The organism is Streptomyces sp. STR69, from assembly GCF_024519455.1.
Taxonomy (GTDB): Bacteria; Actinomycetota; Actinomycetes; order Streptomycetales; family Streptomycetaceae; genus Streptomyces.
Window position 1 is genome coordinate 329,124 of record NZ_JALJRY010000008.1, and the last position, 25,776, is coordinate 354,899.

Here is a 25,776-nt window from a genome sequence, read left to right on the forward strand (position 1 = left end):
AGCGCTTTTTCGCGAGCGGGAGCCCGATCGCGATGCCGACTCCGACGAGCAGGGTGAGCAGTGTGCGGCCCATGGTCAGGCTTCCTTCCCTTCGGTGCCTGTACCGGCGAGCTTCTTGCCGTACTCCTCCTCGCTGAGATTCCGCCAGGCGGTCAGCGAGATGTCGGGGCGGTAGAGCTTCTCCGGGGGAGCGTCGGTGATGTCGACCATCCAGGCGTCCTGGCCGGAGAACTGGCCGTGGAACAACCACCTGATCGCACCGAGGTACTTGGCGTAGAAACGCAGGGTGTCCCAGCCCTCGGTGAAGTTGACCATCACGCCGACGTAGCGGTGGTTGTCCTGGTCGACGGGGACGTAGAACTCGTAGTGGATGAAGTTCGGGTACGCGATGCGCAGCACGCCCGGCATCGACAGGGACGCGAAGCCGGGGAACTCCTGGGCCTCGATCGTCGGGTTGACCTGGTCGGGCTGGCCCGTGTTGCCGATGTTGAAGGTCCCCTTCGGCGGCTGGGCCTTCCACCAGCGTTTGTTGGTCCAGCGGCCGACACCGGGGAAGTCCGCCTCCCAGTAGACCTCGTCCTGGACCCGGAAGATCCAGCGGCCCTTGGGCACGATCCGGGTGATGTTCCACGTCGGCATGGGCTTGAACAGGCGCCAAAGTGCCGTGCGGTGCAGGTACTTGGCGTGTCCCTCGTCGAAGCCGTTCTCGCACGCGAAGCGCCAGTTGCCGCTGCGCGGGTCGATCCGGCCGCCCATCACGAAGGCGTTGGAGACCAACTCCTCGGGCAACTGCGAGTCGAGGGAGTGCGGTTCCTCGTCGGTCAGGGGGATGTACACCCACACCATGCCGAGCCGCTCCTCGACCGGGTACGTCCGCACCGAGACCTTGCCGGTCAGCCGGCAGCCGGGCCCGTCGGTGATGACCGCGGCGAGCTTGCCGGTGGGCAGGTCGAAGGTCCAGCCGTGGTACGGGCAGCTGACCGTGCCGGGGAACTGCTGGTTGCCCTCGGAGAGCGGGACGCCGCGGTGCGGGCAGCGGTTGTGCAGCGCGTACGCCGTGCCGTTGTCCCGGATCAGGGTGATCTTCTCGCCGCAGATCGTGAACGGGAGCGGATCGCCGGTGATCTGGCTGGACCAGGTCACCGGGTACCAGTAGCCGCGGAAGCCCGCGCCCGCCGCGTCGTAGTGGGGCCACGACTTCCAGTCCTGGCGGCCGGGCTCACCTGCTGGTATGCGGCGGCTCCGGACCGGTGGCTGAGTGTCGGGAGTGTCGTCGACCGTCATCGTGGGCGTCCTCCTGCTGCCGGGTGAGCTGTACGCCGAGCATGCGGCGGGCGGGGGGATCCGCCCAAGAGACCCGTCCCGCTGAGCAGACCGCTCCGCCGCGTCCCGTTCAGCGGACCCTCGTCGCTGCGCCGGGGCCGCCTGCCGTTCTACGGTGCGTCGACTGCCGCACCGGACCCGGCCGCGTCGCGTCCCGTGTCCCGCATCGATACGGAGTGACGTTGTGACGACCGCCCTGTCCCGCGCCCTGGTCCTGGAGAGCTTCGGCTCGCTGCCCCGCCTGGTGGAGCGCCCGGTGCCGGAGCCCCGCCCCGGCCACACCCTCGTACGGATGCGGGCGGCCCAGGTGGGCCACCTCGATCTCAACGTCGTGGACGGCAAGTTCGGCATCCTCCCGGACCTGCCCGCGGTACCGGGCACCACGGGATGCGGGGTCGTCCTCGCCTCCGACACCCACCCGGAGGGCACCCTCGTCCGGCTCGGCGGCAAGGGCCTGGGCCTGCGCCGCGACGGCTGCTGGGCGGATCACGCACTCGTGCCGGACGCTGCCGTGGAGGCGGTGGCGGAGGGTACGGACCCTGCCCTGGCGTGCAGTTGGTTCTCACCGGCGGGCACGGCGTGGGCGGCAGTGCACGCGGTCGCGCACGTGCGGCCCGGGGAACGGGTGCTCGTGACCGGCGCGGCGGGCGCGGTCGGGGCGCTGACCGTGCAGGTCGCCGCGCGGGCCGGGGCCGAGGTGGTCGGCGTGGTCGGACGTCCGGCCAAGCTCGCCCACGTCCCCGCACCCGCCAAGTCCCTGCTGGCCTCCGACCTGTCCGCGGAGGCGGTGGGCGGCCCGGTCGACGTCGTCATCGACACGGTCGGCGGCCCGGTACTCCGCGACGCCCTCCCGCTGGTCCGCCCGCGCGGCCGGGTGGCGCTGGTCGGCTACACCGCCGGACGCGAATTCACCGTCGACCTCGCGGACTTCCTGCTGGCCGACGTGTCCCTGCTGCCGGTGAACCTGATGACCCGGGGCAAGGAGGTCGCGGCGGACGCGGAGGCACTGCTGGCGGATCTGCGGACGGGGGCGCTGACCCTGGAGATCGAGCGCCATGGACTGGACGGGCTCGCGGAGGCCGCCGATCGGCTGCGGAGCGGGGAGGCGGTCGGCAAGGTGGTTCTCGAACTGGGCTGAGATCTCCTCGACTTGAGCCCTGGGAGCTGGGCGGTCCCGTCACACGACCTTGACGACGACGCCGGTCCCTTCGAGTGCCGTCACTTCGTCGGCGGGTGCGGTGGTGTCGGTGACGAGGGTGTGCAGCAGTGTGGCGGGGCCGACGTGGGCGAAGGCGGTGTGGCCGAGTTTGCCGCCGTCTGCGGCGATGACGATGCGGCGCGAGGAGGAGATGCCCGCCTTCTTCACGGCCGCGTCGTCGAGGTCGTAGGCGGTCAGGCCCTCGGTCGCGCTCAGACCGCAACAACCCATGACGGCGGTGTCGAAGCGCAGCGCCGCCAGGGACGTGAGGGTGAGGGGGCCGGTGAGCGCTCCCTCGGCGGCCCGGGGCTGCCCGCCGGGCACCATCAGGGTGGCCGGGCCAGGGCTCTCGCCGAGGACGTGGACGGCCTGCAGGGACAGGGGCATCACCGTGACCGGCCGGCGGCGCAGCAGGTGGGCGACCTCCAGGCAGGTGGTGCCGCTGTCGAGGAGGACGGTCTCGCCGTCGGCGATCAGCGAGGACACCTCGGCCGCGATCCGCCGCTTGGCCTCGACGGACTCGTGCGCCCGCAGCGCGAACGGCGGCTCCTCGCCCCGGAGCAGCAGGGTGCGCGCCCCGCCCCGGACGCGTTCGAGGACGCCCTGCGCGGCCAGCGCGTCGAGGTCGCGCCGGATGGTCATCTCGGAGGCGCCGGTCAGTTCGACGAGCTCCTGGACCGTGATCCTGCCGGTCTCCCTGACGGCCTGCGCGATCGTCCCGTGCCGGTCTGCGTTGCTCATACCGCGATTGAACACCAGCCGAAACGAACATTCAATATGTGCGAAGTGCCAGTATTCAATCGCGCGTCATGTTCGTTACGGTGGATCTCATGGATGATTCGCTTCGAGGTGCCCGCATCGCGACCTTTGTCTACTTCAGTCTGTGCGGCACGCTGATGGGCACCTGGGTGGTGAACATCCCCGCCGTCGAGGAGCGCGTGGGCATCACGCACGCGACGCTCGGGGGACTGCTGGTGCTGCTCGGGCTCGGAGCCTTCCTCGGCATGCAGGTGGCCGGACCGCTGACCGACCGGCTCGGGGCGCGCGTCGTCGTCCCCGCCACCGGTGTGCTGTGCAGCGCGGCCCTGGTCCTGCCCGGCCTGCCCCGGGACCCGTGGACACTGGCCGGCGCCCTGCTGCTCTTCGGCTTCTGCAACGGCTGCCTGGACGTGAGCATGAATGCCCACGCCGTGCACGTGGAGAAGGCGTACGGCAGGCCCGTCATGTCGGCCTTCCACGCCACGTTCTCGGTCGGTGGCGTCCTGGCCGCACTTGTCGGAGCGGCCACGGCGAGCGCCGGTCTGAGCCCGGCCGCGGGCATGGCAGCCATGGGAACCCTGGGCATCGCGACCGCCCTGATATCGGCCCGCGCCCTGTTGCCGACCGCGCCGATCGCCCCCAAGGCGCAGACCGAGCCGGTCCCGGCCCCCGAGCGGCGCGGCACCGGCAGGCGCATCTGGATCCTCGCCGCCCTGGCCCTGATGGTCATGCTGTGCGAGGGAGCCGCCAACGACTGGAGCGCCCTGCACCTGAAGGACGTCCTCGGCGCCCCCGCGAGCACCGCCGCCTTCGCCTACGGCACCTTCGCGGCGACCATGACCATCGGCCGACTGCTCGCCGACCGCCTCGCCGCCCGGTTCGGTTCCATGGCGATCCTGCGTTACGGCGCGACGACGGCCGCCGTCGGCATCACGATCGTGACCGTCTCCCCGTGGATCTGGGCCGCGTTCGTGGGGTGGGCGCTGTTCGGTCTGGGGCTGTCCGGCTGTGTCCCGCAGCTGTTCAGCGCGGCCGGGCACGCCGACCCCTCCGCCGCCGGGGCCAATGTCTCCCGCGTCGCCGGGCTCGGCTACGTCGGCATGCTCGCGGGCCCCGCCGTCATCGGCTGGCTCACCCACCTCGTCGCCCTGAACCACGCCTTCGTCCTGCTGATCCTGTTGTGCGCGATCACCGCCGTGGCCGCCGGAATCCTGCGCACCGGATCCGACCGCACGCCCGAGCCGGCGGCGAGCGGCCGGTGAACACCCCTCGGAATCCGGAGGAACCCACGACCATGTCCACCGACCGCAGCATCGTGCTCTTCGACCTCTTCGGAGTCATCGCCCGCCATCAACGCCCGGGCGCCCTGCGGCAGATGGCCGCCCGCTGCCGCACCCCGACCGACGCCTTCACCACCGCCTACTGGTCCTGCCGCCCGCCTTACGACGCCGGTCACCACTCCGCACCCGAGTACTGGACCGCCGTACTGCGCATGCTGTCCAGGCCCGTCGACGCCGACACGATCGAGGAACTGCGCCGCACCGACATCGACAGCTGGTCACGCGTCGACGAATCGATGGTCGCCTACGTCCAGTCCCTGCGCGCCGTCGCCGAGGTCGCCCTCCTGTCCAACATCCCCTCGGACCACGCGGACGCCTTCCTCGCCGCGCAGCCCTGGCTGAACCGGCTGGACCACGTCGCCTTCTCCGGGAAGATCAAGGCGGCGAAACCGGACCCGGCGGCCTTCCAGCACTGTGTCGTCGCCCTGCGGGCCGCCCCGGCCGACTTCCTCTTCGTCGACGACCGGGAGGAGAACGTACGAGCCGCGCGGGCCGTGGGCATGGACGGACACGTCTTCACCGACCACGCCGAACTCGCAGCCGTCATCGACGCCTGGCTGCCCGCTGGAGCGGTTCTCACCCCAGGACGACCACGGCCCGCCCCCGGCAGCACACCACGTCACCGGAACCGCAGCGCTCGACCAGATCGAGAGTGATCTCACCGTCAACTCCGCCCACCGCACGCACAGTTCCGGTCACCACCAGCCGCTCTCCCACGTGGGCCGGTGCCCGGTTCTGCCACTCCACCTCCCGCACCTCCCCGCCCTCGCCCGCGAACTCCGCGGCGGCGCGATAGAACAGACAGCCGTGCAGCTGAGCCATCACGACCGGTCCGGCCAGCCCCTCCGAGCGGGCGAAGTCGGTGTCGTAGTGGATGCGATGGGCATTGCGGGTGACCGCGCCGAACCGCAGCAGGGTGATCGCGTCGGGAGTCATGCCGACCGGCAACAGGGCTTGCCCGACGCTGATATGACGGTCCGTCATCGGACGATGAACCTCTCCGTGACCTCGACCAGCGTCCCCCGCACCGAGCCGTACACCTTCTCCACCGTGAGCAGTACGAACCCCTCACCGCTGCCCTTGCGCTCCACGGCGGTCAGCGTGCGCCGCAGTTCGATCCGGTCGCCGGCCCGGGCCGCCGCGATCCAGCGCACCGCCTGGCCGCCCGCCATCAGCCGGACCCCGAGCCCGTCCGTGCCGGGCACCTCGTCGCGGTACATGCCGTCCGGCCGGAACTCCGACGCGTCGGCCCCGGGCGCCCCGCGCAGCAGGCTCACCACATACATCGGATGCACGGCGAAGTCGGCGTGACCGGGATCGACGAGACGCGGCGCGCTCTCCCCGGCCGCCCGCACGAACTCCGCCGCGTCCTCGGCCCGTACCACCCCCAGCGACCGCCGCTCCCACCTCCCGACCGACGCCCGGGCCCGCTCCTCGACCAACTCCAAATCGGCGTTCCGGAACATGGCTGCCTCCTGTCCTCATCCCGTCCCCGGACGCTAAGGAGGCCCGTCCCCCGGCCGCCACGGAACCGGCCCGTTCAGCGGACCGTTCCGCTTGGGCGGAGATCGCCGCCGTCCCACCATCGGGACATGGACCTCATGGACATCCAGCCGCCGCCGGAGGGCGCCTACGCGGAAGCGGACGGCGTCAAATACCACTACGTCGAACTGGGGGAGGGCGGCCCCACCGTCAGCCCCACGGTCTTCCTGCACGGCGGCGGCCCCGGCTGCACCGGCTGGTCGGACTTCGGCCAGGTGGCCCCCCTGTTCGCGAAGGACCGCCGCTGTCTGCTCGTCGACATCCTCCAGTACGGCAAGTCCGCCAAGCCCGTCATCGAGGGCCCCATGTGGGACTACCACGCGGCCAAGACCGTGGCCCTCCTCGACGAACTCGCCATCGACCGCGCCGACTTCGTCTGCAACTCCTGGGGCGGCACCATCGCCCTCGACCTGGCCGCCAAGTACCCCGACCGCGTACGGTCGTTGGTCATCACCGGCAGCATGCCCGTCTTCTACGGCCCCCTCGCCCCGCTGCCGGAAGGCGGCCGACGCGGCCGTAACGCCCGGGACGTCTACTACGGTGGCACCGGTCCTTCGTGGCAGAAGATGCGCGAACTCATCGCCCGCCTGGAGTGGTTCGACCCGGACGCCATCCCCGACGGCACCGTGACCCTGCGCTACGAGCAGAGCCTCGACCCCGAGGAGACCGCCCTCGCCGGCGCCTCCGACAACCCGCGCGGCGACTGGCAGGACCTCACCGCCGAACTCGGTCTGATCGCCGCGCCGACGCTCTTCGTGTGGGGCATGCAGGACGCGTTCCTGACCCCCGACTACCCGCTGATGCTGGCCCGCATGATCCCCAAGGGCAACCTGCACGTGATGAGCGAGGCCTCCCACCACCCGCAGGAGGAACGGCCGTACGACTACCACAGCGTCGTCACCGGCTTCCTGAACCAGCAGCATCACTGACCCCGTACGACCGACTCTTCGGGGAGGAGACGTGAGCGAGACCGTGCCGCGCGTCGTTGAACTGCCCAGCCCCTTCACCCGGTTCGCCGGCCGGCTGCTGGTCGGACTCGGGTACGAGGTCGTGCTCGTCGAACCGCCGGAAGGCGACGGGACCCGGCGGGAACAGGGCGGCGACGCGTTCGTCCACTGGCACGCCGGCAAACGGTCGGTCGTCCCCGCCTCGCCCGAGGACCTGCGCGCCCTGCTGACCGCCGCCGATGTGCTGCTCGACGGGAGTCCGGGCGGCGCGGAGGCGCTCGCCGCCGGGCTCGACGACCTCGTGCACGTCCGCGTCACCCCCTTCGGGCTGCTCGGCCCCCGCAGCGACTGGCAGGGCACCGACCTCGTCGTGGCCGCGCTCGGCGGGATGCTCGCCCAGGTCGGTGACCCCGACGGCCCGCCGCTACGGCTGCCGGAGCAGCAGGCCGAACAGCTCGCCGGCGTCAACGCGGCGATCGCCGCCCTGCTCGGCCTGCGCGCCCGCCGTACCGGCCCGGGACAGCTCGTCGACGTCTCCGCACAGGCCTGCGTGGCCGCCGCCCTGGAGGCCGGCGCCCTCGCCTATCTGCACGAGGACCGGGTGCCGCCACGCCCGGGCCGCGTCCACCCCCTCGTCCCGCACGGCCTGTTCCGGGCCGCCGACGGCTACCTGGGCGGCGGGCTCGGCGGCAGCCCCCGCATGTGGGACGCACTGCTGGAATGGCTGCGCGAGGAGGACGCGGCGGCCGATCTCACGGAACCGCGCTGGCAGGACCCGGTCGAGCGCAAGAAGCACCAGGAGCATGTGTTCAAGGTCGTCCAGGACTTCGTGGGCACCTGGCCCAAGGCCGAGTTCGCGGAGCGCGCCCAGGCCAGAAAACTCCCCTGGGCAGCCGTCGACCTGCCCCACGAACTCCCCGACAACCCCCAGCTCACGGCCCGCGAGTTCTTCACCCGGGTACGGACACCGGAGGGCGAACGCACCGATCTGGGCTTCCCGTTCGCGTTCCCGGAGGGCCACCGGATACGGGAGTTGGACGTCCGGAGCGTGGGCGCTGACCAGGAACTGCTGAACGCCGAACCGCCCGCCGAACGCCCGGTGCGGCCCGCCTCCGTACAGCCCGCCCTGCACGGCATCCGTGTCCTCGACCTGACCTGGGTCCTGGCCGGCCCCTACTGCACGAAGGTCCTCGCCGACCACGGCGCCGACGTCATCAAGGTCGAGTCCGCGGGCCGCCCCGACCCCACCCGCTTCGCTCCCTTCATGCACCTCTCCCGAGGCCCCCACACGGACCCGAACACCAACGGCTACTTCAACGAGGTCAACCGCAACAAACGCAGCATCGCCCTCGACACCCGCACCGACGACGGCGTCACGGTGCTGCGCGAACTCATCGCCCACTGCGACGTCCTCGTGGAGAACTTCAGCTCCACGGTCATGCGCAAACTCGGCCTGGGCTACGAGGAGTTGCGCCGGATCAACCCCGGACTCGTCTACGTCAGCATGTCGGGCATGGGCCACACCGGACCGCGCAACGGCTGGGTGTCGTACGCCGACACGGTCTCGGCGAGCGGGGGCCTGACCGCGTTCACCGGTTGGGGGCCGGACGACGTGGTCGGGGTGATCTACGGCCACGGCGACATCGTCGCCGGACTGCAGGCCGCACTCGCCACGGTCGCCGCACTGGAGCACCGCGCCGGCACCGGACGCGGACAGCACATCGACCTGTCCCAACTGGAGGCGACAGCAGCCCACATGGGCACCAGCCTTCTCGGCGGCCCGAAGGTGACACCGGCCGGCAACACCCACCCGAGCTGGAGCCCGCAGGGCGTCTACCGCTGCCTCGGCGCCGACCGCTGGCTCGCCGTCAGCGTGCGCGAAGACACGGAGTGGGCCGCGCTGTGCGAGGTCATCGGCCGACCCGAACTCGCCACCGACGAACGGACCTTGACGGCCGAGGCGCGCAGACAGGCCACGGACCTGGTCGACGCCGTACTGGGGGAGTGGACCCGCACGCTCCCCGCAGATGTCGCCGCCGAGGCGCTCCAGGCGCGCGGTGTCCCGGCCGGAGCGGTCCAGGACGGCCGTGAACTCGTCGAACACGACCCGCAGTTGAGGGCCCGCGGCTTCTACGTGCGCAAGGAGCACCCGGTCGCGGGCGCCTTCCTCCACGAGGGCGTCCCGATCCGCCTGACCCGCACACCCGGCGCGGTCCGCGAGGCCGCGCCCGTGCTCGGCGCCGACACCGACGCCGTGCTGAGGGAGGTGGCCGGGTTCCCGGCGGAGCGTGTGCAGCGCCTTCGGGAGGCGGGAGTCCTGCGGTGATCGACACCGTCCCCGGCCTCCTCGACGCGGCGGCCGGGGAGTTCGGCGAACGGACCTTCCTGAGGATGGGGGAGGTGACCCGGACGTACACGCAGACCCGGACGGCCGCCGCCACGATGGCGGGCGCGCTCGCGGCACGCGGCTGCCGGCCCGGGGACCGTGTCGCCGCCATGGCCGGCAACCGGATCGAGTTCGTCGACCTCGTCCTCGGCTGCGCCTGGCTGGGCGCGGTACTGATCCCGCTCAACACCGGGCTGCGGGGCGGTGGACTCCGGCAGGTGCTGCGCGCGGCAGAGCCCCGATTCCTGCTGGTGGAAGAGGAGTTGGCGGAACGTGTCGTAACGGCCGGATTCCAGGGGGAGTTGTGGGTCGTCGGCGGGGCCGACGTACCGGCACCGGACCTGGCCCCCGCCGTGCCGGCGGCCCAAGTGCGCCCGGACGACACCGCGTTCGTGCTGTTCACCTCCGGCACCACGGGGACCGCGCGCGGGGTGCGGTGCCCGCACGCGCAGTCCGTCTGGTGGGGCCGTAACGTCTCCGACTCGCTCCGCCTCACCGCCGACGACGTGCTGTACACCTGCCTCCCGCTGTTCCACACCAACGCGCTGAACACCCTCGCGCAGGCCATGGCGGTGGGCGCGAGCTGTGTGATCGACGAGCGGTTCTCGGCGTCGCGGTACTGGCAGCGGGTGGCCGAGACCGGGGCGACCGCCGTCTATCTGCTGGGCGCGATGGCGCCGATGCTGCTGGCGCAGCCGCCGGGGCCCGCCGACCGTGCGCACCGGGCCTGGCGCGGGCTCTCCCCGGCTACTCCGGGGTCCGCGTGGGAGCCGTTCCGCGAGCGGTTCGGGGTCACGCTCGTCGACGGGTTCGGGTCCACGGAGACGAACCTCGTCATCGGGTCGACGCCCGAGGAGCAGCGGCCCGGTTACGTCGGCACCGTGCGCGAGGGTTTCTCCGCGCGTGTGGTCGACGAACTGCTCGACCCTGTCCCGGACGGAGTCCCCGGCGAGCTGCTGGTCCGCAGCGCACACCAATTCGCCTTCTGCACCGGCTACTTGGGGGAGGCGGAGCCCGGACCGACCGTGTGGCGGCGTACCGGCGACCGGGTGGTGCGCGAGCCGGACGGCTGGTTCCGGTTCGTCGACCGGATCAAGGACGTCATCCGGCGGCGCGGCGAGAACGTCTCCTCGCACGAGGTGGAGTCCGTCGTCCGCGCGCATCCGGCGGTCGCCGACGCGGCGGCCTTCCCCGTGCCCTCGGAGCTGGCCGAGGACGAGGTCATGGTCGCGGTCGTTCCCGCGCCCGGGCAGGCACTGGACCTCCGGGACCTCGTACGGCACTGCGCGCGGGAGCTGCCCGCCTTCGCGGTGCCCCGCTACCTCGACACCGTCCGCGAGCTCCCGCTCACCGAGACCGGCAAAGTTCGCAAGGCGGCATTGCGGGAACGTGGGGTCACCGCCACGACGTGGGACCGCTCCACATCGCCCACCCCGGCACGACATCAAACTTGAACCATTTGTTTTCTTGAATCACTCGTGTTTATGGCTGTAGGTTGAGCGCCATGACCGCATCCCCGCCTCCGACCACCGCCGAGGAGCTGCGCGGTGCCGGCCTGCGGGTGACGGCAGCCCGCGTCGCACTGCTGGAGACCGTTCGGCACGGTGACCACCTCGATGTCGAGGCCGTCGCCTCCGGGGTCCGTGGCCGCGTAGGACACATATCGCTCCAGGCCGTCTACGACGCCCTCCACGCGCTGACCTCGGCCGGACTCATACGCCGTATCGAACCGGCGGGCAGTCCCGCCCGCTTCGAAGGACGCGTCGGCGACAATCACCACCACCTCATGTGCAGGTCGTGCGGTGCCGTCGCCGACGTCGACTGCGCGGTCGGTGAGGCCCCCTGCCTGACCGCCTCCGACGACCACGGCTTCTCGATCGACGAGGCCGAGGTCATCTACTGGGGTCTGTGCCCCACCTGTACCACCGCCCCCAGTTCCTGAAGTCACGTGATCCACCCCGTTTGGAAGGATTCCCATGTCTGAGAACCACGACGCAATCGTCACGGACGCGAAGTCGGAGGATGCCGGGGGCTGCCCCGTCGCGCACGGGCGCGCCGCGCACCCCACCCAGGGCGGCGGTAACCGTCAGTGGTGGCCAGAGCGCCTCAACCTGAAGATCCTTGCCAAGGACCCGGTGGTCGCGAACCCGCTCGGCGCGGACTTCGACTACGCCGAGGCGTTCCAGGGTCTCGACCTCGCGGCCGTCAAACAGGACATCGCCGAGGTACTGACCACCTCGCAGGACTGGTGGCCGGCGGACTTCGGCAACTACGGCCCGCTGATGATCCGGATGGCCTGGCACAGCGCCGGCACCTACCGCATCAGCGACGGCCGTGGCGGTGGCGGCCGGGGCCAGCAGCGCTTCGCGCCGCTGAACAGCTGGCCGGACAACGTCAACCTCGACAAGGCCCGCCGACTGCTGTGGCCGGTCAAGAAGAAGTACGGCCAGTCCATCTCCTGGGCCGACCTCCTGATCCTCACCGGCAACGTGGCGCTGGAGACGATGGGCTTCGAGACCTTCGGCTTCGGCGGCGGACGCGCCGACGTCTGGGAGGCCGACGAGGACGTGTACTGGGGTCCCGAGACCACCTGGCTCGACGACCAGCGCTACACCGGCGACCGCGAGCTGGAGAACCCGCTCGGCGCCGTCCAGATGGGCCTCATCTACGTCAACCCCGAGGGCCCCAACGGCAACCCGGACCCGCTGGCCGCGGCCCGCGACATCCGCGAGACCTTCCGCCGGATGGCGATGAACGACGAGGAGACCGTCGCCCTCATCGCCGGTGGCCACACCTTCGGCAAGACCCACGGCGCGGGCCCGTCCGAGTCGGTCGGCGACGACCCCGAGGCCGCCCCGCTCGACGCGCAGGGCCTGGGCTGGAAGTCCACCTACGGCACCGGAAAGGGCGGCGACGCGATCACGTCCGGCCTTGAGGTCACCTGGACCACCAAGCCCACCCAGTGGAGCAACGACTTCTTCGACATCCTCTTCGGCTACGAGTGGGAGCTGACCCAGAGCCCCGCCGGCGCCAACCAGTGGGTGGCCAAGGACGCCGAGGCGATCATCCCGGACGCCCACAGTGACGCCAAGAAGCTCCCCACGATGCTCACCACCGACCTCTCGCTGCGCTTCGACCCGATCTACGGTGAGATCTCCAAGCGCTTCCACGAGAACCCGGCGCAGTTCGCGGACGCCTTCGCCCGCGCCTGGTACAAGCTGACCCACCGTGACCTGGGCCCGAAGTCCCTCTACCTCGGCCCGGAGGTCCCCTCCGAGACCCTGCTGTGGCAGGACCCGCTGCCGCAGGCCGAGGGCGAGACCGTCGACGCCGCCGACATCACGGCCCTCAAGGCGAAGATCCTCGCCTCGGACCTGACCGTCTCGCAGCTCGTGTCCACCGCGTGGGCGTCCGCCTCCACCCACCGGGGCAGCGACAAGCGCGGCGGCGCCAACGGAGCCCGCATCCGCCTGGAGCCCCAGCGCGGCTGGGAGGCCAACGACCCCGACCAGCTCGCTCAGGTGCTGCGGGTCCTCGAAGGCATCCAGCAGGAGTTCAACTCGGGTGCCAAGAAGGTCTCCCTGGCCGACCTGATCGTCCTCGGCGGCGCCGCCGCGGTCGAGAAGGCCGCCAAGGACGGTGGCGTCGACGTGGAGGTCCCCTTCACGCCGGGCCGTGTCGACGCGACCGAGGAGCACACCGACGTCGAGTCGTTCGCCGCACTGGAGCCGACCTCCGACGGCTTCCGCAACTACCTCGGCAAGGGCAACCGCCTTCCCGCCGAGTTCCTGCTGCTCGACCGGGCCAACCTGCTCACGCTGACCGCCCCCGAGCTGACCGTCCTCGTCGGCGGCCTGCGCGTCCTGGGCGCCAACCAGGGCCAGTCCACGCACGGTGTCCTCACCGACAAGGTCGGCACGTTGACGAACGACTTCTTCGTCAACCTGCTCGACCTGGGCACCACGTGGTCCTCGACCTCCTCGGACCAGCAGACCTTCGAGGCCCGTGACGCCTCCGGCGCGGTCAAGTGGACCGGCACCCGTGCCGACCTGGTCTTCGGCTCGAACTCCGAACTCCGTGCGCTCGCCGAGGTGTACGCGAGTGACGACGCGAAGGTGAAGTTCGTGAACGACTTCGTCGCCGCCTGGGCCAAGGTCTCCGACCTGGACCGCTTCGACCTGGTCTGAGCACTCCGCACCACCTGACGTCCGGGTCGGCCCTTGGGGTCGGCCCGGACGTTTCTCACCTTCTGAACTCGCGGCACAGGCGTGCACGTTCGTCACATAAGCTCCTCCGCATGAACGAGGGGGAACCCGACAGACGAGTCGTCGACGGCCGCTTCGAGCTGGAGTCACGGCTCGGCGGCGGTGGCATGGGCACGGTGTGGCGCGCCCAGGATCTGCTGCTGCACCGCTATGTCGCGGTCAAGGAGGTCCGGCCGCCGGACATCGACCTCGCCGAGTACGACCCCGACGCGGCGGAGATGCTGCGCCAGCGGGTCCTGCGCGAGGCGCGCGCCCTGGCCAGGGTCGAGCACCCGAACGTGGTGACCATCCATCACATCGTCGACGGCGGACCGGGCACCTACCCCTGGCTCGTCATGGAACTCGTCCAAGGCGGCTCGCTCGCCGACCGGTTGGCCCGCGGGCCGATGGCACCCGCGGAGGCCGCACAGCTCGGCCGCGGAGTGCTCGACGCCCTGAACGCGGCGCACGAAGCCGGTGTCCAGCACCGCGACGTGAAACCCGCCAACGTCCTGCTGCGCACTGACGGCCGCCCCGTCCTCACCGACTTCGGCATCGCCGCGATCCGCGACGCCACCGCCCTCACCGCCACCGGCTCGATCATCGGCACGCCCGACTACATGGCCCCGGAGCGGGTCTCCGGCCAGAGCGGCGGTCCCGCCGCCGACCTGTGGTCGCTGGCGATGATGCTGTACGTCGCCGTCGAGGGCTACCACCCGCTCCAGCGCGGTACGACCCTGGCCACGCTGGCCGCCGTACTCCAGGAGGACGTCCCGCCACCGGTACGGGCCGGATCGCTGACGCCGGTGCTGTCGTGTGTGCTGGTGCGTGATCCCGAGGCACGGCCGGACGCGGGGACGGTGGGGCGGATGCTGGCCACCGCGGCGGCCGGGCCCGAGGACAGTCGCCCGGAGACCACTTCGTACCGGCTCGCGCCCCCGGCGCCTCCGTCGCTGCCGCCGACCAGTGGCATGCAGACGACAAGTCGGCGGCGGCGTCCGGAGAAGCGGTCGCGAGGGGTCGCGGTCGCGTCCAGCGTCATAGGGGTACTGCTGATCGGTACGCTCGCGTGGAAGGTGCTGCCAGGGGGGAACGAGGACAAGGGCTCGACTGCGTCGCCGGGCGCCGGCGGGCATACACAGCAGCAGACCACGCCCACCGTTTCGGCGAGCGAGAGCAATGCCGCGGTGAAGACCCAGGACATGCTGACTCCGTCCGGGATCCGGACCGCGATCAAGGCCTTCAAGGAGAAGACGGGCAGCGACCGCTTCTCCGACTTCTCCGTCTACCCGGGATACGTCATCGCGGATGTGATGGTGAAAGGCAGCAATACCAAGTACGTCAGCTACACCTACCGCTCCGGTACCGGTTTCGACGAGGGGTTCGACACCAAGGGCACGGTGATAGACGGAGACCAGCCGGTGAAGCTGGACGACTTCAACTGGGACGCCGTTCCTGCGTTGCTGAAGCGCGCGAACAAGGACCTGAAGGTCGAGAAACCGACGAGCCGTTACCTGCTGATCCGGGTGCCGAGCACCAACGGCGGCGACACCCCGGCGGGCATGTCGATCTACCTGAGCGACGACTACGGCTCCGGCGGCTTCCTGCAAGCCGACACCCAGGGCACCGTTACCAGGGTGGAGCCGGCCGACGGGTAGGTTCAGCGCGTGCCCACCCTCCTGATCGTCCATCACACCCCATCGCCCAACTGCCAGGCGATGTTCGAGGCTGTCCTCGCCGGGGCGACAACCCCGGAGATCGAGGACGTACGCGTCGTACGCCGTGCCGCCCTCTCCGCGACCGTGTCGGACGTGCTGGCCGCCGACGGAGTTCTGCTGGGTACGCCCGCGAACCTCGGCTACATGTCGGGCGCCCTCAAGCACTTCTTCGACCAGATCTACTACCCGTGCCTGGACGAGACCCGGGGCCGGCCCTTCGGGTACTACGTGCACGGCGGGAACGACGTGACGGGAGCCGTGCGCGGTATCGAGTCGATCACGACCGGGCTGGGCTGGCGGCGCGCGGCGGACCCGGTGACGCTGACCGGCGAGCCGGAGAAGGCCGGTGTCGAAGCCTGCTGGGAACTCGGGGCGACGGTCGCCGCCGGACTGACGGCCTGAGCGGACGGCCTGAGCGGACGGCCTGAGCGGACGGCCTGAGCGGGACGCCGCCACCCGTTCGGACGCCGAAGAGTGTCGTCACCCCCCGGAGCACCCTCAGCGTGGAGGGACATGCCCCTCCGAGTGACAGGAGTTCTTCATGAGGAAGCGTCTGACGGCCGCGGTGGGTCTGGCGGGTGTGGCGTTGCTGCTGTGCGCGGGTACGGCGAGCGCGGACCCCGACCCCGTCGGTGTCGCCGTCGACAGCCCGGGCGTGCTCTCCGGAAACGTCGTCCAGATCCCCATCGACCTGGACCTCAACGTGTGCGGCAACTCGATCAACGTGATCGGTCTGCTGAACCCGGCATCGGGCAACCACTGCTCGGGCTGAGCGGCCGTACCGTGAACGAGCCGTGGGCCGCGTGCCCACGGCTCGTTCCGTGTGCAAGGGAGACGACGGTCAGGGCACGTCGGTCAGCCGGTGCAGGGGAGTGCCGTGGGCCCAGCGCCGTAGCCTTGTGCCGTCGATGAGCTGGACGCCGCCCTGACGGCGCGCCCACCGCACATCACGTCCGCTGAAGGTCCCCCGGTGGACGACGAGCCGGAGATGCGGCCCTGAGCCGGCCGTGCGTCCCGAGCGCGTCGGCGTCTCCTCGTCGGGCAGCGGTTCGGCGACCGGCCTGAAGGCCACCTCCAGACGCCGACCGCGCCGGTCGCGGGCCCGGACCCGCGGCTGACCCAGCGCGTCGGGCCGGGCGAGCGCCCGCCAGCCGTCGCGGCGCAGCATCCGGGACACGGCCAGTGCGAGCCCCTCCACATCCAGGTCGGCGATCTCCTCGGGCGTGTAGAAACCCAGACGGCGACGGGCCAGCGGCCGGTGGTGCACGACCGTGGCCACGGCGATCACGCCGAGCAGCGCCAGGCCGCCGACGAGCGCGCCGGTGCCGAGGGTGCGGTACGCCACGGCGAGGCCGGCCACGATCCCGCACACGACGACGGCCACGGCCACGAGCGCGGGCAACACCTCGTGCAGCCCGGGGCCGTAGCGTCCCTGGGCGCGCAGCGCACGGATCGTCTCGCGCCGCCGCGAACGGCGCGACGCGCGCTTCTCCTGCCTCCACAACCTCTGCGTCAACAGGGCCAACTCCCCCCACCCCCAAGCGCGTTGGTGCTTGCCGTAGAGATACCCGGCGGAGACGGTCCATGTGCGTGGCGCCGGGAACCGGCCACCGAACCGGCCGAACCATTTCGGCGCGACTTGCCCCTGGGGGCAGCGAACTCCTCCCTCCCGACCTCTGGCCCCCGGGACTTACCGCCCGGTATACAAGGCCAGTTGGACGAGAGACGACCACGTCGGGGTGTCCTGTCGCGCCGTCTCCTACCTGGGGGAGGAACTCCATGAACCGTGAGACGCATCCGGCCGCGTCGGCGCACCACCGCGGCAGGGCTGTTGCGGTCGCGGCGGCGGTCAGCGGCTGTGCCCTCGTCGTCGCGTCGGCCGCACCGGCGACGGCACACGACGCGGGCCACGGCCACGACCGCACCACGCAGTACGTGGCGCTCGGGGACTCCTACACGTCGGGCCCGTACATACCGACCCAGGTGGACGCCAACTGCGCCCGCTCCGACCACAATTACCCCTCGGTGGTGACGGCGGACCAAAGAGGGACCGTCCTCAAGGACGTGAGCTGCAGCGGGGCGACGACCGCGGAGATGTGGCAGGCGCAGGGCACCAACCCGCCCCAACTGGACGCCGTACAACGGAACACGGACCTGGTGACCGTCCAGATCGGCGGCAACGACATCGGGTTCAGCACCATCATCGGCACCTGCGTCAAGCTCAGCGCCACGGACCTGGCGGGCAACCCGTGTCAGCGCTACTACAACTCTTCGGGCGCCGACCAGTTGGCGCTCGCCGTCCTCAACACCGCGCCCAAGGTGGCCAAGGTGCTGCGCGCGGTCCACAAGCAGGCACCGCACGCGCGCGTGCTCGTCGTCGGCTACCCGGACCTCCTGCCCGACGACGGCAGTGGCTGCTACCCCTCGGTGCCGTTCGCCGCCAAGGACTTCCCCTACCTCCGCGACACGGGCAAGCGCCTCAATCTGATGCTGCGTCTGGTGGCCGCGCTCAACGGCGCGGAGTACGTCGACACCTACGGCCCGACCGTCGGCCACGACATGTGCAAGGCGCCCGCGGACCGCTGGATAGAGCCGCTGCAGCCGGCCTCCCCGGCGGCTCCGGCGCACCCCAACGCCAAGGGCGAGGCGGCCATGGCGGGCGCGGTCCTGAAGCAACTGGACAGGCACCACCGGTACTGAGCCACCGGTACAGGCGGACAGCGGCGGCCCGGGTTTTCCACAGGCGGAGGTGGTGTACTCGCGAAATCCGGCCCTGACGAGCAAAGATGGGGCCGTACGCGAAGTCGGTCGATGCGGAGGAGCGGGCAGATGCCACACGAGCGAGCGGGCGAACAGGCCCGCGCCGAGGATCTCGTAGACGTAGCCCGACTGGTCACCGCGTACTACGCGCTGCACCCGGACCCCGCCGAGCCGGGGCAGCGCGTCGCGTTCGGCACCTCCGGGCACCGCGGGTCGTCCCTGAACACGGCGTTCAACGAGGACCACATCGCCGCCACCAGCCAGGCCATCTGCGAGTACCGGGCCGGTCAGGGGACCGACGGCCCGCTCTTCCTCGGCGCCGACACGCACGCGCTGTCCGAGCCCGCGACGGTCACCGCGCTGGAGGTGTTCGCCGCCAACGAGGTGACCGTCCTCATCGACAGCGCGGACGGCTACACGCCCACCCCGGCGGTGTCCCACGCCATCCTCACCCACAACCGCGGCCGGACCTCGGGCCTCGCGGACGGCGTCGTGGTCACCCCCTCGCACAACCCGCCCGCGGACGGGGGCTTCAAGTACAACCCGCCCAACGGCGGCCCGGCCGGCTCCGAGATCACCTCCTGGATCCAGGACCGCGCCAACGAGATCATCGCGAGCGGCATGAAGGACGTGCGCCGCGTCCCGTACACGCGGGCGCTCGCCGCCCCCGGCACGGGCCGCTACGACTTCCTCGGCACGTATGTCGCCGACCTGCCGAGCGTGCTCGACCTGGACGCGATCCGCTCGGCCGGGGTGCGGATCGGCGCCGACCCGCTGGGCGGGGCGTCCGTCGCCTACTGGGGCCGGATCGCCGAGGAGCACCGGCTCGACCTGACCGTGGTCAATCCGCTCACGGACCCGACCTGGCGGTTCATGACGCTGGACTGGGACGGCAGGATCCGCATGGACTGCTCGTCGCCGTACGCGATGGCCTCGCTGATCGCACAGCGCGACCGTTTCGACATCGCCACCGGCAACGACGCCGACTCCGACCGGCACGGCATTGTCACGCCGGACGCGGGCCTGATGAACCCCAACCACTATCTGACCGTGGCCATTTCGTACCTCTACGCCCACCGCGAGCGCTGGCCCGCCGATGCGGGCGTCGGCAAGACGCTGGTGTCCTCCTCGATGATCGACCGGGTCGCCGCAGATCTCGGGCGCCGGCTCGTCGAGGTGCCCGTCGGCTTCAAGTGGTTCGTGGACGGACTGGTCGACGGCTCGCTCGGCTTCGGCGGCGAGGAGTCGGCCGGCGCCTCCTTCCTACGCAGGGACGGCTCCGTGTGGACCACCGACAAGGACGGCATCATCCTGGCGCTGCTCGCCAGCGAGATCACCGCAGTCACCGGGAAGACGCCGTCGCAGCACTACGCCGGCCTCACCGACCGCTTCGGCACCCCGGCCTACGCCCGGATCGACGCGCCCGCGTCACGCGAGGAGAAGGCGCTGCTCGCCAAGCTCTCGCCCGCGCAGGTCACCGCCGACACGCTGGCCGGTGAGCCGGTCACCGGTGTGCTCACCGAGGCGCCCGGCAACGGAGCGGCCCTGGGCGGCATCAAGGTGACCACGGCCAACGCCTGGTTCGCGGCGCGGCCCTCCGGGACCGAGGATGTGTACAAGATCTACGCCGAGTCCTTCCTCGGCCCGGACCACCTCGGCCAGGTGCAGGAGGAGGCCAGGGCCGTGGTCGGGGCGGCGCTGGGCGGCTGACCGTACGGTCGGCCGTGGTGCTGCCCGTGGCCGGAATGAACGGTGGGGCGGCCGGTGTTGGGCCGACACGTGAGTCATGACGCCAGGTGGAGTTGAACCCCGTATGTCCCTCGAAGCCACCGACTACACGGGGCAGACGTCGTGCGGCGACGAAGCCCGCACCCCGCTGCGCGATTTCCTGCGGACCGAGACCGGAAGCGCCGCCGTCCTGGTGGCGGCGGCGCTGGTCGCGCTCGTCTGGGCCAATGTCACACCGTCGGCGTACGACTCGTTCTGGCAGACCCACCTCTCCGTCCGGCTCGGCTCGCACGGGGTCTCCCTCGATCTGCGCGAGTGGGTCAACAGCGGGCTGATGACGCTGTTCTTCCTCGTCGTCGGTCTGGAGGCGCGCCGCGAGTTCGACATGGGCGAGCTCCGGGAACGCAAGCGACTGGCGCTGCCGCTCGTCGCGGGCCTGAGCGGCATGCTCGTGCCGATCGGCATCTACCTGGCGATCAACGCCGGCCACGGAACGGCGGACGGCTGGGGCGCGGCGATGTCCACCGACACGGCGTTCGCGCTCGGCATGCTGGCCGTCGTGGGCCGGGGCATGCCGCCCGGGCTGCGTGTCTTCCTCCTCACGATCACCGTCGTCGACGACTTCCTGGCGCTAATCGTGATCGCCGTCTTCTACAGCGACCACATCGCCGTACCGGCGCTCCTGGTAGCCGTGGGCACCTTCGCCGTGGTCCTGCTGCTGCGGCGGTTCAGGGTGCGCCGGGGCCCGGTGTACGCGCTGCTCGGGATCGTCGCCTGGGTCGCGCTGCTCGAATCGGGCGTGGACCCCGTCGTCATCGGGCTCGCCATGGGGCTGATCACCTTCGCCTACCCGGCGGGACGCGACGACCTGGAGCGCGCCACCGGACTGTTCCGGCTCTTCCGCGAGCAGCCCACCCCCGAACTGGAACGTGACGTACGGGCCGGTATCGCCGCCTCCATCTCCCCGAACGACCGTCTCCAGCGCATCTACCACCCTTGGGCGAGCTACGTCGTGGTCCCGCTGTTCGCGCTGGCCAACGCCGGACTGCAGATCAGCGGGGAGCAGTTGGAGAGAGCCTTCACCTCGCCCGTCGGGCTGGGCATTCTCATCGGGTACGTCCTCGGAAAGCCGCTCGGCATCGTCTCGTCTACGGCGCTGACCAGTGTCCTGTCCCGGGGCCGGGTCCGGCCGCCGGTCGGCTGGGGCGCCGTGACCGCGGGCGGCACCCTGGCGGGCGTCGGCTTCACCGTCTCCCTGCTGATCGCGACGCTCGCCTTCGACGGGACCACCCTGGAGGACGCGAAGACGGGCATCCTCAGCGCCGTCGTCGGCTCGTTCCTGGTCTCCCGGCTGGTCACCGGGGTGATCGGACTGCTGCCTCCGCAGATCAGGCCCCGGGTGCTGTTCGGCAGGGCGGAGACCATCGTCGACCTGTCCGTCCCCGTCGACCCCGACCGCGACCACCTGCGCGGCCCGCGGCACGCTCCGGTGACGGTCGTGGAGTACGGCGACTACGAGTGCCCGTACTGCGGCCAGGCCGAGCCGGTCGTGCGTGAACTGCTCGGCGACTTCGGGGACGAGGTGCGGTACGTGTGGCGGCACCTCCCGCTCACCGACGTCCACCTGCACGCCCAGCTCGCCGCCGAGGCGGCGGAGGCCGCCGCACTGCAGGGCGGCTACTGGGACATGCACGACCTGCTCCTCAGCCACCAGGGCGCTTTGCGCCTCAAGGACCTGCGGGGCTATGCCGAACAGATCGGCCTCGACACCGCCCGCTTCGAACGGGACATGCGGGCCCATGCCGGGGCGGGCCATGTCGCCGAGGACGTGGAGTCGGCCGACCTCAGCGGGGTGGCGGGCACGCCCACCTTCTTCGTGAACGGCCGCCGGCACTACGGCGCCTACGACATCGAGGGCCTCTCCCAGGCCGTACGGGCGGCTCGGGAGCGGGCCGCGGTACGGGTCTAGGCGGCGGGAATGCGCCGAGGGGTGGCGGTGTTGGAACGCATGTAGCTGACATGCTCGGGACAAGATCCCCGGGATGTGGGCGGAAGGAGGTCCTCATGGCACGCACCACGAACCGTCCCGTCGTCACCCTGAAGTCGACGGCCGGGACCGGCGTCACCTACGTGACGCGCAAGAACCGTCGCAACGACCCCGACCGGCTGGTCCTGCGCAAGTACGACCCGGTCGCCGGCGAGCACGTCGAATTCCGCGAACAGCGTTGAACCCCGCAGAGCGGCCGTCCCTCCGGGGACGGCCTGAGGAAGGAAACACCATGAGGTCTGGCATCCACCCCGTGTCCCGCCCGGTCGTCTTCCGCGACCGCGCCGCGGACACCGCGTTCCTCACCACCTCGACCGCGCCCTCCGCGCGCACGATCGAGTGGGCGGACGGGAACACCTATCCGCTGATCGACGTCGAGATCTCGTCGGCCAGCCACCCCTTCTACACCGGCAACACACGGGTCGTGGACACCGCCGGCCGTGTGGAGCGCTTCGAGCGCCGCTACGGGAGGCAGTCATGAAGGTCCGCAATTCCCTGCGCTCGCTGAAGGCCAAGCCCGGCGCACAGGTGGTCCGCCGTCGCGGTGTGACGTTCGTCATCAACAAGAAGGATCCGCGCTTCAAGGCCCGTCAAGGCTGATCCAGCGCGTACGACCGGTCGGCCCGGCCCCGCTACGGCGGTGGCCGGGCCGTTGTCGTGCCGTCCCCGTTCGCACGCTCCGGGAGGAGAGAAATCCGTTCTTTATGCTTATAGCGGTACCAACCCCATTGGAGTGGTCGATGTCCCGGATGCGCCCCACGGACGACGGCGACGAGCTGCTGGCCCGGCTCGGGACGCTGACCGCCCAGGCACGCGAGCGGGCGGAGCTGCAGCGCTCCCTGCTGCAACTGGCCGTCGCCCTGCAACGCGGCATGCTGCCCGGGGACATGCCCGTCACCCCCCGGTTCCACCTGGCGGTCAAGTACTCGCCCGCCAACCACGGACTCAACGTGGGCGGCGACTGGTACGACGCCTTCACCATGCCCGACGGCCGCATAGGCCTGTCCATCGGCGACGTCCAGGGCCACAACATCGAGGCCGCCGCGTTCATGGGCCAGGTCCGGGTCGGCCTGCGCGCCCTCGCCTCCGTCACCAGTGAGCCCGGCGAACTCCTCGCCCTGACCAACGACCTGCTCCTCTCCCTCGGCACCGAACTCTTCGCGACCTGCACCTTCGTAAGGCTCGACCCGGCCACCGGAGTGCTGGAGAGCGCGCGGGCCGGACACATACCCTCCGTCTGGGCCACCGCCGACGGCCGGTGCGGCATCGCCGACGACGAGGGCGGACCGCCACTGGGCATCGTCGCCGGACAGCGGTACCCGGTGACCGAGCACCGGCTCACCACCGGCGGGGTCTTCGTCCTGGTGACCGACGGCGTGGTGGAGGGCCCCTCGATGAGCGTCGACGAAGGACTCGACCAGGTGATGCGCCTCGCGGGGATCGCCGCCGTGGCGGGCATGGACGCGGGCTCGCTCGCAGCCGCAGTGATCAAGGGAGCCGAGCGTGTGGGGCACGAGGACGACGCGGCCGTACTGGTCGTGGGACACGACGCGCCCGAGACCGGACCATAGGTTCGCCCCGCGTCGCTCGCCTCGCCGACACGGCGGGGTCGGTGTCTGATGGCAGCTGTGGTGGGTTTCGATGATCTGCGGCGACCGGCCGGGTACGCCCTCCTGACGCTGGCCGTCGCCGGCTGCTACTTCGCGGCGGGACGGCTCGGCCTGCTGCGCGAGCTAGTGGTCGAGGGCGCCGTGTTCACCCCGATCTACCCTCCCACCGGCGTGGCGGTGGCCGCCCTGCTGATCTTCGGGCTACGGGTCTGGCCCGGCATCGCCCTCGGCATCCTCTTCGTGATCATGTCCCTCACCTCGCTCCAGCCGACCGCGCTCGTCGTCATCGCAGGCAACACCCTGGCCCCCGTCTGCGCCTGCCTCATGCTGCGCCGGGTGGGCTTCCGCACCGACCTCGGCAGACTCCGCGACGGCCTCGCCCTGGTGTTCCTGGGTGCCCTGACCGCCATGCTGATCAGCGCGAGCTGCGGGGTCGTCCTGCTTCTCGTCACCGACGAGCTGGCCTCGCACTCCTTCTGGCCGGTCTGGCTGGGCTGGTGGGTGGGCGACGCGATGGGCGTGCTCATCGTCACCCCGCTCCTGCTCATGCTGCGCACGGTGCGTCTCCCGCTGGACCTGCACCGCTGGAAGGAGGCCCTGTTGCTGGCGGCCACCATCGCCGTCATCGTCCCCCTGGTCACCCACAGCCACGTCAGCCTGCTGTTCCTGGTCTACCCGCTGCTGATCTGGGCCGCGCTGCGGTTCCGGTTCGCGGGCAGCATGCTCTGCGCCCTGTTCGCCTCCGTCATGGCCACCATCGCGGCGACGCGGGAGTCGGGTCCCTTCGCCGACCTGACGCATGTCGAGGTGATGATGAAACTCCAGGCCTTCAACGGCACGATGACCCTCACCGCCCTGCTGCTCTCCTCCGTCATCACCGAACAGCGCAACACCAGAATCTCGGTGGAACAGGCCTGCCAGGAACTGGCCGAGGTCCTGGAACACCTCACCGCGGGCGACCCCCGCCAGGGCGGCCGGCCCTGACCGGCCCGTTCCGTCAGCGAAGGCCCGCGTCGCCCCTGCGGCGCAGCACCAGCAGCGCGGTGTCGTCGCGGGGCATGCCCGCCGTATGGCGGCGCAGATCGCCGTAGACGGTGGCCGGTACGTCCTTCGGGAGGACATCGCCCCAGGCCGCGGCCCGCTCCTCAAGGGGGTAGAAGACCCCGGACGGATCGCGTGCCTCGGTGACGCCGTCCGTGCAGAGCAGGAGCGTGCCGTCGGCGGGGAAGGCGAACCACTCGACGGTACGGGGCTCGGGGGCCAGCGAGTCGAGGCCCAACGGCACGCAGGGCTCCTGCCGCAGCACCGGATCGGCCCGTTCCTCGCGCAGCAGCAGCGGCGCCACATGACCGCAGTTGATCGCCTGGACCTCCTGCTCGCCGTCGACGCCCAGGACGATCGCCGTCACGAACCGCTCCCGCTCACCGGTCTGTGCCGCGAAGGAGTTGTGCCGGAGCACCGCCTCCTCCAGGGCGTCCACCACGGCGGTGAGCGTGGGCTCGGCCACGGCCGCCTCGCGGAAGGCGCTCAGTACGGCGAAGGCCGCGCTGATGGCCTGGAGGCCCTTGCCCTGGACGTCGGCGATGAAGACCCGGGTGCCGTACGGGGAGGCGACGACCTCGTAGACGTCACCGCCGACCCGGCTGTCCTCCTCCACCGGCCGGTACAGACCGTGGACCAGCAACTGGTCGGTCATCAGGGGGAACGGGCGCAGGATCTGCCGCTGGAGAGCGGCAGCGGCGGAGCGCAGCCGGGCGATCTCGCCCTCCCAGCGGATCCGCTGCGCCGCCCGCGCCACGCTGAGGCCGTTGAACACCAGGGCGAAGGCGATGACCGCCGCGTCCGCCCCCACCGTGTGCAGCGGGCTGTCGAAGAGCGAGCCGACGATGACGATCGTCACCCACACGGACGCCACTGTGGTCTGCCGCACGGTCCCGCGCCCCGCGATCAGCGCGGGCAGCACCACCAGAAAGGGGGCCGGCCGGGTGTCGCGGCCCAGCACGATACCGGTCAGCGCGACCAGCGCGGTGACGCTGACCAGCCAGAACACCACCGCGGCCCAGCTGAGCGGAGGCGTGGACCGCTGTCCGGCGTCGGCCGTGGTGGAACCGGCCGGATCTCCAGAGATACGCACCGGCCCTCCCACTGCCTGCGGTCGTCGGCCAACCGTCGGG

At 71.1% G+C, this 25,776-nt stretch carries 25 protein-coding genes; 19 read left to right on the forward strand and 6 right to left on the reverse strand.

Annotated features, from left to right (window positions below):
- Positions 1-75 precede the first annotated feature (75 nt).
- Positions 76-1,284 (reverse strand): Rieske 2Fe-2S domain-containing protein, encoded by a 1,209-nt coding sequence (locus OC490_RS17750; protein ID WP_262058923.1) that lies wholly within the window; start codon positions 1,282-1,284, stop codon positions 76-78.
- A gap of 223 nt (positions 1,285-1,507) precedes the next feature.
- Here OC490_RS17750 and OC490_RS17755 point away from each other — a divergent pair, with 223 nt between their 5' ends.
- Positions 1,508-2,461 (forward strand): zinc-binding alcohol dehydrogenase family protein, encoded by a 954-nt coding sequence (locus tag OC490_RS17755; RefSeq protein WP_262058924.1) that lies wholly within the window; start codon positions 1,508-1,510, stop codon positions 2,459-2,461.
- A 39-nt stretch (positions 2,462-2,500) separates the two neighbouring features.
- Here the strand turns inward: OC490_RS17755 and OC490_RS17760 are convergent, their stop codons facing one another.
- Positions 2,501-3,262, reverse strand: a complete 762-nt coding sequence (locus OC490_RS17760) for a DeoR/GlpR family DNA-binding transcription regulator (protein ID WP_262058925.1) — start codon at positions 3,260-3,262, stop codon at positions 2,501-2,503.
- 89 nt (positions 3,263-3,351) lie between these two features.
- Between OC490_RS17760 and OC490_RS17765 the strand changes: the two genes are divergently transcribed.
- Entirely contained in the window at positions 3,352-4,542 is a 1,191-nt protein-coding gene (locus OC490_RS17765) for an MFS transporter (RefSeq protein ID WP_262058926.1), read from the forward strand.
- A 32-nt stretch (positions 4,543-4,574) separates the two neighbouring features.
- Positions 4,575-5,276: an HAD family hydrolase gene (locus OC490_RS17770; RefSeq protein ID WP_262058927.1), complete on the forward strand. Its 702-nt coding sequence runs from the start codon at positions 4,575-4,577 to the stop codon at positions 5,274-5,276.
- Here OC490_RS17770 and OC490_RS17775 read toward each other — a convergent pair.
- Positions 5,197-5,604, reverse strand: a complete 408-nt coding sequence (locus tag OC490_RS17775) for an acyl dehydratase (protein WP_262058928.1) — start codon at positions 5,602-5,604, stop codon at positions 5,197-5,199. The two genes, OC490_RS17770 and OC490_RS17775, sit on opposite strands and share 80 nt — an antisense overlap.
- Entirely contained in the window at positions 5,601-6,086 is a 486-nt protein-coding gene (locus tag OC490_RS17780; RefSeq protein WP_262058929.1) for a MaoC family dehydratase N-terminal domain-containing protein, read from the reverse strand. Before OC490_RS17780 ends, OC490_RS17775 begins: the two co-directional genes overlap by 4 nt.
- A gap of 126 nt (positions 6,087-6,212) precedes the next feature.
- On the opposite strand from OC490_RS17780, the gene OC490_RS17785 reads away from it, so the two are divergent.
- The 8 genes from OC490_RS17785 to OC490_RS17820 all read left to right on the forward strand — a co-directional run bounded on the left by OC490_RS17785 (position 6,213) and on the right by OC490_RS17820 (position 16,229).
- A complete protein-coding gene (locus OC490_RS17785; RefSeq protein WP_262058930.1) occupies positions 6,213-7,091 on the forward strand; it encodes an alpha/beta fold hydrolase in 879 nt (292 codons plus the stop codon).
- A gap of 31 nt (positions 7,092-7,122) precedes the next feature.
- Positions 7,123-9,435, forward strand: coding sequence for a CaiB/BaiF CoA-transferase family protein (locus OC490_RS17790; RefSeq protein ID WP_262058931.1), 2,313 nt, complete (start codon positions 7,123-7,125; stop codon positions 9,433-9,435).
- Positions 9,432-10,949: an AMP-binding protein gene (locus OC490_RS17795; protein WP_262058932.1), complete on the forward strand. Its 1,518-nt coding sequence runs from the start codon at positions 9,432-9,434 to the stop codon at positions 10,947-10,949. Before OC490_RS17790 ends, OC490_RS17795 begins: the two co-directional genes overlap by 4 nt.
- Positions 10,950-10,999: 50 nt before the next feature.
- Positions 11,000-11,437 carry a Fur family transcriptional regulator gene (locus OC490_RS17800; RefSeq protein ID WP_262058933.1) on the forward strand — a complete coding sequence of 146 codons (438 nt, stop codon included), beginning with the start codon at positions 11,000-11,002 and terminating at the stop codon, positions 11,435-11,437.
- 34 nt (positions 11,438-11,471) lie between these two features.
- Positions 11,472-13,682 carry a catalase/peroxidase HPI gene (gene katG / locus OC490_RS17805; protein WP_262058934.1) on the forward strand — a complete coding sequence of 737 codons (2,211 nt, stop codon included), beginning with the start codon at positions 11,472-11,474 and terminating at the stop codon, positions 13,680-13,682.
- Between the two features lie 110 nt (positions 13,683-13,792).
- Positions 13,793-15,397 carry a serine/threonine-protein kinase gene (locus OC490_RS17810; RefSeq protein WP_262058935.1) on the forward strand — a complete coding sequence of 535 codons (1,605 nt, stop codon included), beginning with the start codon at positions 13,793-13,795 and terminating at the stop codon, positions 15,395-15,397.
- A 9-nt stretch (positions 15,398-15,406) separates the two neighbouring features.
- Positions 15,407-15,859, forward strand: coding sequence for a flavodoxin family protein (locus OC490_RS17815; protein WP_262058936.1), 453 nt, complete (start codon positions 15,407-15,409; stop codon positions 15,857-15,859).
- 139 nt (positions 15,860-15,998) lie between these two features.
- Positions 15,999-16,229 (forward strand): chaplin, encoded by a 231-nt coding sequence (locus tag OC490_RS17820; protein ID WP_262058937.1) that lies wholly within the window; start codon positions 15,999-16,001, stop codon positions 16,227-16,229.
- A 69-nt stretch (positions 16,230-16,298) separates the two neighbouring features.
- On the opposite strand, the gene OC490_RS17825 is transcribed toward OC490_RS17820, so the two are convergent.
- A complete protein-coding gene (locus OC490_RS17825) occupies positions 16,299-16,973 on the reverse strand; it encodes a hypothetical protein (protein ID WP_262058938.1) in 675 nt (224 codons plus the stop codon).
- Between the two features lie 263 nt (positions 16,974-17,236).
- Here OC490_RS17825 and OC490_RS17830 point away from each other — a divergent pair, with 263 nt between their 5' ends.
- The 8 genes from OC490_RS17830 (at position 17,237) to OC490_RS17865 (ending at position 24,586) form a co-directional block, all read left to right on the forward strand.
- Positions 17,237-18,157 (forward strand): SGNH/GDSL hydrolase family protein, encoded by a 921-nt coding sequence (locus OC490_RS17830; protein WP_262058939.1) that lies wholly within the window; start codon positions 17,237-17,239, stop codon positions 18,155-18,157.
- A 129-nt stretch (positions 18,158-18,286) separates the two neighbouring features.
- A complete protein-coding gene (gene pgm, locus OC490_RS17835) occupies positions 18,287-19,927 on the forward strand; it encodes a phosphoglucomutase (alpha-D-glucose-1,6-bisphosphate-dependent) (protein WP_262058940.1) in 1,641 nt (546 codons plus the stop codon).
- Between the two features lie 103 nt (positions 19,928-20,030).
- Positions 20,031-21,914, forward strand: a complete 1,884-nt coding sequence (nhaA, locus tag OC490_RS17840; RefSeq protein WP_262058941.1) for a Na+/H+ antiporter NhaA — start codon at positions 20,031-20,033, stop codon at positions 21,912-21,914.
- A gap of 95 nt (positions 21,915-22,009) precedes the next feature.
- A complete protein-coding gene (gene rpmG, locus OC490_RS17845) occupies positions 22,010-22,174 on the forward strand; it encodes a 50S ribosomal protein L33 (RefSeq protein WP_093623241.1) in 165 nt (54 codons plus the stop codon).
- Positions 22,175-22,224: 50 nt separating this feature from the next.
- Positions 22,225-22,473 (forward strand): type B 50S ribosomal protein L31, encoded by a 249-nt coding sequence (locus OC490_RS17850; protein WP_262058942.1) that lies wholly within the window; start codon positions 22,225-22,227, stop codon positions 22,471-22,473.
- The gene (gene ykgO, locus OC490_RS17855) at positions 22,470-22,592 is read left to right on the forward strand and encodes a type B 50S ribosomal protein L36 (RefSeq protein WP_014669332.1); all 123 of its coding nucleotides are present in this window, start codon (positions 22,470-22,472) and stop codon (positions 22,590-22,592) included. The genes OC490_RS17850 and ykgO overlap by 4 nt, the downstream gene beginning before the upstream one ends.
- A 140-nt stretch (positions 22,593-22,732) precedes the next feature.
- Positions 22,733-23,563 carry a PP2C family protein-serine/threonine phosphatase gene (locus OC490_RS17860; protein ID WP_262058943.1) on the forward strand — a complete coding sequence of 277 codons (831 nt, stop codon included), beginning with the start codon at positions 22,733-22,735 and terminating at the stop codon, positions 23,561-23,563.
- Positions 23,564-23,611: 48 nt separating this feature from the next.
- Positions 23,612-24,586: an MASE1 domain-containing protein gene (locus OC490_RS17865; protein ID WP_262058944.1), complete on the forward strand. Its 975-nt coding sequence runs from the start codon at positions 23,612-23,614 to the stop codon at positions 24,584-24,586.
- 13 nt (positions 24,587-24,599) lie between these two features.
- On the opposite strand, the gene OC490_RS17870 is transcribed toward OC490_RS17865, so the two are convergent.
- On the reverse strand, positions 24,600-25,736 hold the full coding sequence (locus tag OC490_RS17870; protein ID WP_262058945.1) for a PP2C family protein-serine/threonine phosphatase: 1,137 nt from the start codon (positions 25,734-25,736) through the stop codon (positions 24,600-24,602).
- Positions 25,737-25,776: the final 40 nt, after the last annotated feature.

What these genes read in the sequence shown, in the direction of transcription:
- OC490_RS17750 (WP_262058923.1), bottom strand. Translation starts at nt 1,284, where the DNA reads ATGACGGTCGACGACACTCCCGACACTCAGCCACCGGTCCGGAGCCGC.
- OC490_RS17760 (WP_262058925.1), bottom strand. Translation starts at nt 3,262, where the DNA reads ATGAGCAACGCAGACCGGCACGGGACGATCGCGCAGGCCGTCAGGGAG.
- OC490_RS17765 (WP_262058926.1), top strand. Translation starts at nt 3,352, where the DNA reads ATGGATGATTCGCTTCGAGGTGCCCGCATCGCGACCTTTGTCTACTTC.
- OC490_RS17770 (WP_262058927.1), top strand. Translation starts at nt 4,575, where the DNA reads ATGTCCACCGACCGCAGCATCGTGCTCTTCGACCTCTTCGGAGTCATC.
- OC490_RS17775 (WP_262058928.1), bottom strand. Translation starts at nt 5,604, where the DNA reads ATGACGGACCGTCATATCAGCGTCGGGCAAGCCCTGTTGCCGGTCGGC.
- OC490_RS17780 (WP_262058929.1), bottom strand. Translation starts at nt 6,086, where the DNA reads ATGTTCCGGAACGCCGATTTGGAGTTGGTCGAGGAGCGGGCCCGGGCG.
- OC490_RS17785 (WP_262058930.1), top strand. Translation starts at nt 6,213, where the DNA reads ATGGACCTCATGGACATCCAGCCGCCGCCGGAGGGCGCCTACGCGGAA.
- OC490_RS17800 (WP_262058933.1), top strand. Translation starts at nt 11,000, where the DNA reads ATGACCGCATCCCCGCCTCCGACCACCGCCGAGGAGCTGCGCGGTGCC.
- katG (WP_262058934.1), top strand. Translation starts at nt 11,472, where the DNA reads ATGTCTGAGAACCACGACGCAATCGTCACGGACGCGAAGTCGGAGGAT.
- OC490_RS17810 (WP_262058935.1), top strand. Translation starts at nt 13,793, where the DNA reads ATGAACGAGGGGGAACCCGACAGACGAGTCGTCGACGGCCGCTTCGAG.
- OC490_RS17820 (WP_262058937.1), top strand. Translation starts at nt 15,999, where the DNA reads ATGAGGAAGCGTCTGACGGCCGCGGTGGGTCTGGCGGGTGTGGCGTTG.
- OC490_RS17830 (WP_262058939.1), top strand. Translation starts at nt 17,237, where the DNA reads ATGAACCGTGAGACGCATCCGGCCGCGTCGGCGCACCACCGCGGCAGG.
- pgm (WP_262058940.1), top strand. Translation starts at nt 18,287, where the DNA reads ATGCCACACGAGCGAGCGGGCGAACAGGCCCGCGCCGAGGATCTCGTA.
- nhaA (WP_262058941.1), top strand. Translation starts at nt 20,031, where the DNA reads ATGTCCCTCGAAGCCACCGACTACACGGGGCAGACGTCGTGCGGCGAC.
- rpmG (WP_093623241.1), top strand. Translation starts at nt 22,010, where the DNA reads ATGGCACGCACCACGAACCGTCCCGTCGTCACCCTGAAGTCGACGGCC.
- OC490_RS17850 (WP_262058942.1), top strand. Translation starts at nt 22,225, where the DNA reads ATGAGGTCTGGCATCCACCCCGTGTCCCGCCCGGTCGTCTTCCGCGAC.
- ykgO (WP_014669332.1), top strand. Translation starts at nt 22,470, where the DNA reads ATGAAGGTCCGCAATTCCCTGCGCTCGCTGAAGGCCAAGCCCGGCGCA.
- OC490_RS17860 (WP_262058943.1), top strand. Translation starts at nt 22,733, where the DNA reads ATGTCCCGGATGCGCCCCACGGACGACGGCGACGAGCTGCTGGCCCGG.
- OC490_RS17865 (WP_262058944.1), top strand. Translation starts at nt 23,612, where the DNA reads ATGGCAGCTGTGGTGGGTTTCGATGATCTGCGGCGACCGGCCGGGTAC.